This window comes from Pseudoalteromonas sp. HM-SA03, assembly GCF_002289345.1.
Lineage (GTDB): Bacteria > Pseudomonadota > Gammaproteobacteria > Enterobacterales > Alteromonadaceae > Pseudoalteromonas.
Genome location: NZ_NSDG01000053.1, coordinates 1 through 2020 on the forward strand (window position 1 = coordinate 1; position 2020 = coordinate 2020).

Here is a 2020-nt window from a genome sequence, read left to right on the forward strand (position 1 = left end):
TACCTAAGAGACATCAACTGGCAAGACCTAGGTAAACAATCCGCCACGGAAGTTAAAAACATCGTCAAAGGTCTGCGCGATTCACTCGATGACATGTCTACCAGCATATGCAACAAGCCGCAGAGGAAATTGTTGGGACAATGCCCCGATGGAGCGTTTATTTAGAAGTCTCAAAACGGAATGGCTTCCAAGTACAGGCTACAGTTCATTTAAAGAAGCTGAACAAGACGTTAGCTTTTACTTGATGAACTATTACAACTGGAGAAGGCCTCATAGTCATAACGATATGCAAGCTCCAGCAGTAGCAGAAGAAAAACTTAATTCACTGTCCGGAATTAGTTGACCACTACAAAGAGTACTGGAAACTTAGAGCAAAAGATTTTGAGTAGGAAAGTTATATGAATAAATATAGTGAGTTAATTAAACAACTTGATTTGAGCGAACACGAAACCTTTTGGCAAGGTGCGGCTGACCTGAAAGAAATAGCTCTACTTGAAAAGTTAATTTCGATTAGGCTTCCACCTTCACTAGTGAGTTTTTTAAGAGAGTGTGGCGGCGGGGGAGTGATAGACTCAGAGATCTCTGGCATTGAAGATAATAATGCCAACTTAACGCACGGCGGGACGATATTAGGTGACACTCTAGATTGCAGGGGAGAATTTCAATTACCTAAGCATTTAGTTGTCATTTTTTATAAAGAAAATGAAATCTGTTGGTGCTTAGACTCTAATACCCAAGAGGAAGAATACAAACTGGTTAATTATAACTTATTTAAAAAACAAGTTGACGAGGTAATCTCGGACTCCTTCTTCTCATTCTTTTGTGAATATGTTGAGATTAGAACCTCGTAATTTTAATTATAATTAAGTCAAAAATACTGAGAGCAGCGCTTAGTAGTCACGGTGGGATCGCCTTTGTAAAAAGACTTTAACACCCAGCTCTTTTCTGATCTAATAACGCCCACATTATCACTATCTACTTGTTAATTATGTCGTTATTTAGCTAACTTTAACTTGTTGAAGATAAGCGCTCTTCCATCAACCAACATCATGCTCTTACTGATGTCTTGTTTCTTATCATTTCGGCGGTTTTATCCAATTGAGAAGGCTGGAAAGATACCGAAATATTTGGGCGCAGTAAACTACCATGGCTCAGGCAGTTTGAAAATGGAGAAATCTATGGCTTTGTGCCAGCTCTTGCCCTTGGTGGCGAACCTAAGCTTGAGAATCTCCAAAAGGTAAAAGCCACGGAACATTTAGCTTTCTTAGCGGACCTTGGAGAGAAGCGTGTTATGGCCGATATCGTTGCGCTATCTAACCAATTACCCCATAACCAATAGCACCTTTTTAAGTCCTTTAAATTGAACACAGGTTTGATTGTTAAGGCTTAATCAAATCTGACAGTTCGCAACTGATTAATGGCCTAAAAGAGCGAATAGCGGACGAGCGGACAAACTCGTATTTGGACAAAAGTGAGTTAGGAATTGTGGTGATAAGGCTCACAACACCGGACAATTTGGAACGAAGTGGAGAATTGTTCCGAGTGCTTGCGTTTGTCATACGTGAAAAGAGCCAGCATAGCTATGTCCAAATCCATCTAAATATAGCACGCTCGGGGTTTGTACAATGCCCGAGGGTTCCAGGTAATGGATGTTGAGTAAGTTTAAATGCGTAATAACATGATGCCGATGTTGAATGTATCTCCAAGGGAAAAAGCGCGAAGCCGTATGAGTTTGGTGTCAAAGTGAGTGTCGCGACAACATTGAAAGAGCAGTTTGTGGTCTGCGCTCATGCAATGCACGGCAATCCCTATGATGGTAACACGTTATGGGAAACGTTGAGAATAGTAGAAAACGTCACAGATAAAAGACCATACAACTGTTTTGTAGATNAGGTTATCGCGGGCATTTAGCAACGCGTTATAATGTGTATATTGCTGGGCAAAAGCAGGGAGTGACACCGAGCATTAAAAAGAAGCTCAAGCGACGCAATGCCATAGAGCCAATCATCGGGCACATGAA

At 41.0% G+C, this 2020-nt stretch carries 1 protein-coding gene and 2 pseudogenes; all 3 read left to right on the plus strand.

The annotated features are described in order from the left end of the window. Positions 1 to 109 precede the first annotated feature (109 nt). A pseudogene (locus CKO50_RS11450) lies at positions 110 to 343 on the plus strand (integrase core domain-containing protein); the annotation flags it as partial. Between the two features lie 55 nt (positions 344 to 398). After that, the gene (locus tag CKO50_RS11455) at positions 399 to 851 is read left to right on the plus strand and encodes an SMI1/KNR4 family protein (protein WP_095728256.1); all 453 of its coding nucleotides are present in this window, start codon (positions 399 to 401) and stop codon (positions 849 to 851) included. Between the two features lie 185 nt (positions 852 to 1036). After that, a pseudogene (locus CKO50_RS24615) lies at positions 1037 to 1339 on the plus strand (T6SS immunity protein Tdi1 domain-containing protein). Positions 1340 to 2020 lie beyond the last annotated feature (681 nt).

Bases quoted from the DNA above. Each gene is read 5' to 3' on its own strand.
- CKO50_RS11455 (WP_095728256.1), top strand. From the start codon at position 399: ATGAATAAATATAGTGAGTTAATTAAACAACTTGATTTGAGCGAACAC.